Source organism: Variovorax sp. P1_H12_2, from assembly GCF_056405335.1.
This window is the reverse complement of sequence record NZ_JBFUCI010000444.1, coordinates 1-5063: the sequence shown is the minus strand read 5'-3', so window position 1 is coordinate 5063 and position 5063 is coordinate 1. Positions and strand designations below refer to the sequence as shown.

Below are 5063 nucleotides of genomic sequence, written 5' to 3'. Positions count from 1 at the left end.
GGTTTTTACTTATAATCAATGGCTTTGTAGAAATTCTGGGTCGTCATCCGGGCTTCATTCGAAATGAAAACAATCGCCCGCAGCAACACATCGAGGGAAGCCCCCGAGGATGTCAACGATCCGGAAGACGACTTCAAGCCGCTGACTGCCGAGGAGGCCCAGCGGCTGCGCGACAGGAAGCCGTTGATCTCGCCGTGGCGCGTGATCGCGATTCAGGTCGTGGCGGGCTTGCTGGTGGCATTGGCCGCCTGGGGCCTGACCGGGAGGCAAAATCTGGGATGGTCCGCCGGATACGGTGCGCTGGCAGTGGTCATTCCCGCTGCGGTGTTCGCACGAGGGCTGACCGGACGCTTTGCGTCCCTGAATCCGGGCACTGCGGTGTTCGGGTTCTTTTTGTGGGAAATGGTCAAGATGGCCTTGACGGTGGCGATGCTGATCGCCGCGCCAAGGCTGATTACGGCGCTGAGCTGGCCGGCGATGCTGGTGGGCTTGGTGGTGACAATGAAGGCGGCTTGGGTGGCAGTGATGCTGGCCTCCAGGCGCCTGAAACTTTGAGACGAGTAACGGATGGCTGCTGAAAACGCTGCGGAACACGGTATGACCGCTGGTGAATACATCGTTCACCACTTGACGCATCTGCAAAGCTCCAAGCCTGCAGGTGTAGCCGATCTCTCCGTCTTCAACTTCGACTCGCTCTTTTTCTCGATCCTGCTCGGCATCCTCGGCTGCTGGATCCTCTGGCTGGCCGCCCGCAAGGCCACCTCGGGCGTTCCGGGCCGCTTCCAGGCCGCGGTCGAGATCCTGATCGAGGTCGTCGACGAGCAGGCCAAGGGCATCGTCCACAACGCCCAGAGCCGCAAGTTCGTCGCCCCGCTGGCGCTGACGATCTTCGTCTGGATCTTCATGCTCAATGCGATGGACCTGTTCCCGGTCGATCTGTTCCCGGCCATCTGGGCGAAGATCTTCGGCATCGCCGGCGGTGACCCGGAGCATGCCTACCTGCGCGTCGTGCCGACCGCCGACCTCTCGGTGGCCATGGGCATGTCGGTGTCGGTGCTGCTGATCTGCATCTTCTACAACATCAAGATCAAGGGCCTGGGCGGCTGGGTGCATGAGCTGTTCACGGCGCCCTTCGGCAACCACTGGGCGCTGTACCCCTTCAACTTCGCCATGCAGATGATCGAGTTCGTCGCCAAGACGGTCTCGCACGGCATGCGGTTGTTCGGCAACATGTATGCCGGCGAACTGATCTTCCTGCTGATCGCCCTGATGGGCGGCGCCTGGACGCTGTCCGCCACCGGCATCTTCCTGGCGCTCGGCCACATCGTCGCGGGCACGGCCTGGGCCATCTTCCACATCCTGATCATCACGCTGCAAGCGTTCGTGTTCATGATGCTGACGCTGGTCTACATCGGCCAGGCGCACGATCATCACTGATCATCTGTTTTCGTTTTTTCTTTTCTCTTCAACCAAAGTCCTCTAGGAGTCATCATGGAAGTTATCAGCTTTGTCGCATTGGCCGCCGGCCTGATCATCGGTCTGGGCGCTGTCGGCGCATGTATCGGCATCGGCATCATGGGCAGCAAGTACCTCGAGTCGGCTGCGCGTCAACCCGAGCTGATGGGCGAACTGCAAACCAAGATGTTCCTGCTGGCTGGTCTGATCGACGCCGCGTTCATTATCGGTACCGGTATCGCGCTGTGGTTCGCAACGGCCAACCCGTTCCTCTCGCAAATCGCCAACCTGCCGAAGTAATCGGGTCCAGGCTTTCTCGTCGAACCCATGTCGTTCTGCGCTGAATGGCCTCGGATTCATTCCCAAAGAGAGGGTGAAAAGTGAGCATTACCGGTACCCTGATCGTCCAGATGATCGTGTTCCTGATTCTTGTCGGGTTCACGATGAAGTTTGTGTGGCCGCCGATCGCCAAGGCGTTGGACGATCGTGCCCAGAAGATCGCCGATGGCCTCGCCGCCGCCGACCGTGCCAAGAGCGAACTGTCCGCCGCCAACAAGCGCGTGGAAGTCGAACTTGGCCAGGCGCGCAACGAATCCGCCCAGCGTCTTGCCGATGCCGAACGTCGTGCGCAGGCCATCGTTGAAGAGGCCAAGGGCCGCGCCACGGAAGAGGGCAACAAGATCGTTGCGGCCGCCCGTGTCGAAGCCGAGCAGCAAGCCGTGAAGGCGCGCGAGGCCCTGCGCGAGCAAGTCGCCGCGCTGGCCGTCAAGGGCGCCGAGCAGATCCTGCGCAAGGAAGTGAATCCGGCCGTCCACGCCGATTTGCTGGCCCGCCTGCAGACCGAACTCTGATCACGCCATGGCCGAACTCGCCACCATCGCACGTCCCTACGCCGAAGCGCTGTTCCAGGCGTCCTCGTCGGACCTCGCCGGAACCGGCGCCTGGCTCGACAACGTCGCCGCCATCGCCGCCAATCCCGAGTTGCTCCAGTTCGCGGACAACCCCAAGGCCACGCCCGAGCAGGTGCTCGGTGTTGTCGCCAGCGCGCACGGTTCGCCGTTGCCGCCGCACGCGAACAACTTCCTGATGGCGCTGCTCGAGAACGGCCGCTTCACCGCGCTGCCCGAGATCGCCAGGCAGTTCCGCGTGCTGGCCAGCGCGCAGAGCGGCACGTCGGACGCCGTGGTGTACAGCGCCTTCCCGATCGACGGCGCCGCCCTGGGCAACATCTCCGCCGCGCTCGAAAAGCGTTTCGGCCGCAAGCTGCAGTTCACGGTCCAGCAGGACCCGTCGCTGATCGGCGGCATTCGTGTGGTGGTCGGTGACGAAGTGCTCGACACCTCCGTCAAAGCGCGCCTTGAACAAATGAAAGTTGCGCTGGCAGCCTGAAGGCCGCCAGCCCCTTACAAAGAAAGAAGGAAAGAGTCATGCAACTCAATCCCGCAGAAATTTCCGAACTGATCAAGAGCCGCATCGAGGGCCTCGGCGTCAGCGCGAACATCCGCAACGAAGGCACCGTGGTGTCGGTGACCGACGGCATCGTGCGCGTGCACGGCCTGTCGGATGCGATGCAGGGCGAAATGCTCGAGTTCCCGCCGTCGGCCGACGGCACGCCGTCGTTCGGCCTCGCGCTGAACCTCGAGCGCGACTCGGTCGGCGCCGTGATCCTGGGCGAGTACGAGCACATCTCCGAAGGCGACACCGTCAAGTGCACGGGCCGCATCCTGGAAGTGCCGGTCGGCCCCGAACTCATCGGCCGCGTGGTCAACGCACTGGGCCAGCCGATCGACGGCAAGGGTCCGGTCAACGCCAAGATGACCGACGTGATCGAAAAGGTCGCCCCGGGCGTGATCGCCCGCCAGTCGGTCGACCAGCCCATGCAGACCGGCCTGAAGGCCATCGACTCGATGGTGCCGATCGGCCGTGGCCAGCGCGAGCTGATCATCGGCGACCGCCAGACCGGCAAGACCGCCGTGGCGATCGACGCGATCATCAACCAGAAGGGTCAGAACATGACCTGCGTCTACGTCGCGATCGGCCAGAAGGCTTCGTCGATCAAGAACGTGGTGCGTTCGCTGGAACAAGCCGGCGCGATGGAATACACGATCGTGGTCGCCGCCTCCGCTTCGGAATCGGCCGCCATGCAATACGTCAGCGCCTACTCGGGCTGCACGATGGGCGAGTACTTCCGCGACCGCGGGCAAGATGCGCTGATCGTCTATGACGACCTGTCCAAGCAAGCCGTGGCCTACCGCCAGGTCTCGCTGCTGCTGCGCCGTCCGCCAGGCCGCGAAGCCTACCCCGGCGACGTGTTCTATCTCCACAGCCGCCTGCTCGAACGCGCAGCCCGCGTCAACGCCGACTACGTCGAAGCCTTCACCAAGGGTGAAGTCAAGGGCAAGACCGGCTCGCTGACCGCGCTGCCGATCATCGAGACGCAGGCCGGCGACGTGTCCGCCTTCGTGCCGACCAACGTGATCTCGATCACCGACGGCCAGATCTTCCTGGAAACCAACCTGTTCAATGCCGGTATCCGCCCCGCCATCAACGCCGGTATCTCGGTGTCGCGCGTGGGTTCGTCGGCACAGACGAAGATCGTCAAGGGCCAGTCGGGCGGTATCCGTACCGACCTGGCGCAGTACCGTGAACTGGCTGCGTTCGCGCAGTTCGCCTCCGACCTCGACGAAGCGACCCGCAAGCAGCTCGACCGCGGCGCGCGCGTCACCGAACTGCTCAAGCAGGCCCAGTACAGCCCGCTGCCCATCTCGCTGATGGGGGCCTCGCTGTTCGCGGTCAACAAGGGCTACATGGACGACATCGAGATCAAGAAGATCCTGTCCTTCGAACACGGCCTGCACCAGTTCCTGAAGTCCAGCCATGGCGCGCTGCTCGAGAAGATCGAGCAGTCCAAGGCGCTCGACAAGGATTCGGAAGCCGAACTGAACACGGCGGTTGCCGCGTTCAAGAAGTCGTTCGCCTGATCGACGACCAAGGAAGGAACGCTCATGGCAGCTGGTAAGGAAATCCGCGGCAAGATCAAATCGGTGGAGAACACCAGGAAGATCACCAAGGCCATGGAAATGGTCTCGGTTTCCAAGATGCGCAAGGCGCAGGAACGCATGCGCGCGGCCCGCCCCTACAGCGAGAAGATCCGCGACATCGCGGCCAACCTCGGCCAGGCGAATCCGGAATACACGCACGCCTTCATGAAGACGAGCGAGGCCAAGGCGATCGGGTTCATCGTCGTGACCAGCGACAAGGGCCTGTGCGGCGGCTTGAACACCAACCTGCTGCGCGCCGTGACCGCCAAGATGCGCGAGGCGCAAGGCGCCGGCCAGGCGATCGACTCGGTCGCCATTGGCAGCAAGGGCCTGGGCTTCCTGAACCGCATCGGCGCCCGTGTCGTCTCGCACGTCACGCAGCTCGGCGACACGCCGCACCTCGACAAGCTCATCGGGCCGGTCAAGGCGCTGCTCGACGCCTACGCCGAAGGCAAGATCTCGGCCGTGCATCTCTGCTACACCAAGTTCATCAACACCATCAAGCAAGAGCCGGTGGTGGAGCAATTGCTGCCGCTGGCCGCTGACACGCTGCGCACCGAGTCGGGC

Annotated in this window: 7 protein-coding genes; all 7 read left to right on the top strand. The window is 63.1% G+C overall.

The window, feature by feature from the left end; all coding sequences use genetic code 11:
* Window positions 1-63 precede the first annotated feature (63 nt).
* Entirely contained in the window at window positions 64-555 is a 492-nt protein-coding gene (locus tag AC1D2K_RS29570) for an ATP synthase subunit I (RefSeq protein WP_478093366.1), read from the top strand.
* 12 nt (window positions 556-567) lie between these two features.
* On the top strand, window positions 568-1437 hold the full coding sequence (gene atpB, locus AC1D2K_RS29565) for a F0F1 ATP synthase subunit A (protein ID WP_478093364.1): 870 nt from the start codon (window positions 568-570) through the stop codon (window positions 1435-1437).
* A gap of 54 nt (window positions 1438-1491) precedes the next feature.
* Window positions 1492-1755, top strand: a complete 264-nt coding sequence (gene atpE, locus AC1D2K_RS29560) for a F0F1 ATP synthase subunit C (RefSeq protein WP_019657641.1) — start codon at window positions 1492-1494, stop codon at window positions 1753-1755.
* A gap of 80 nt (window positions 1756-1835) precedes the next feature.
* A complete protein-coding gene (locus tag AC1D2K_RS29555) occupies window positions 1836-2306 on the top strand; it encodes a F0F1 ATP synthase subunit B (protein ID WP_442281892.1) in 471 nt (156 codons plus the stop codon).
* A gap of 7 nt (window positions 2307-2313) precedes the next feature.
* Entirely contained in the window at window positions 2314-2844 is a 531-nt protein-coding gene (locus tag AC1D2K_RS29550; RefSeq protein ID WP_478093362.1) for a F0F1 ATP synthase subunit delta, read from the top strand.
* A 38-nt stretch (window positions 2845-2882) separates the two neighbouring features.
* On the top strand, window positions 2883-4436 hold the full coding sequence (gene atpA / locus AC1D2K_RS29545; protein WP_478093360.1) for a F0F1 ATP synthase subunit alpha: 1554 nt from the start codon (window positions 2883-2885) through the stop codon (window positions 4434-4436).
* A 24-nt stretch (window positions 4437-4460) separates the two neighbouring features.
* The coding region (gene atpG / locus AC1D2K_RS29540; protein WP_478093358.1) for an ATP synthase F1 subunit gamma at window positions 4461-5063 on the top strand (603 nt) is incomplete at its 3' end.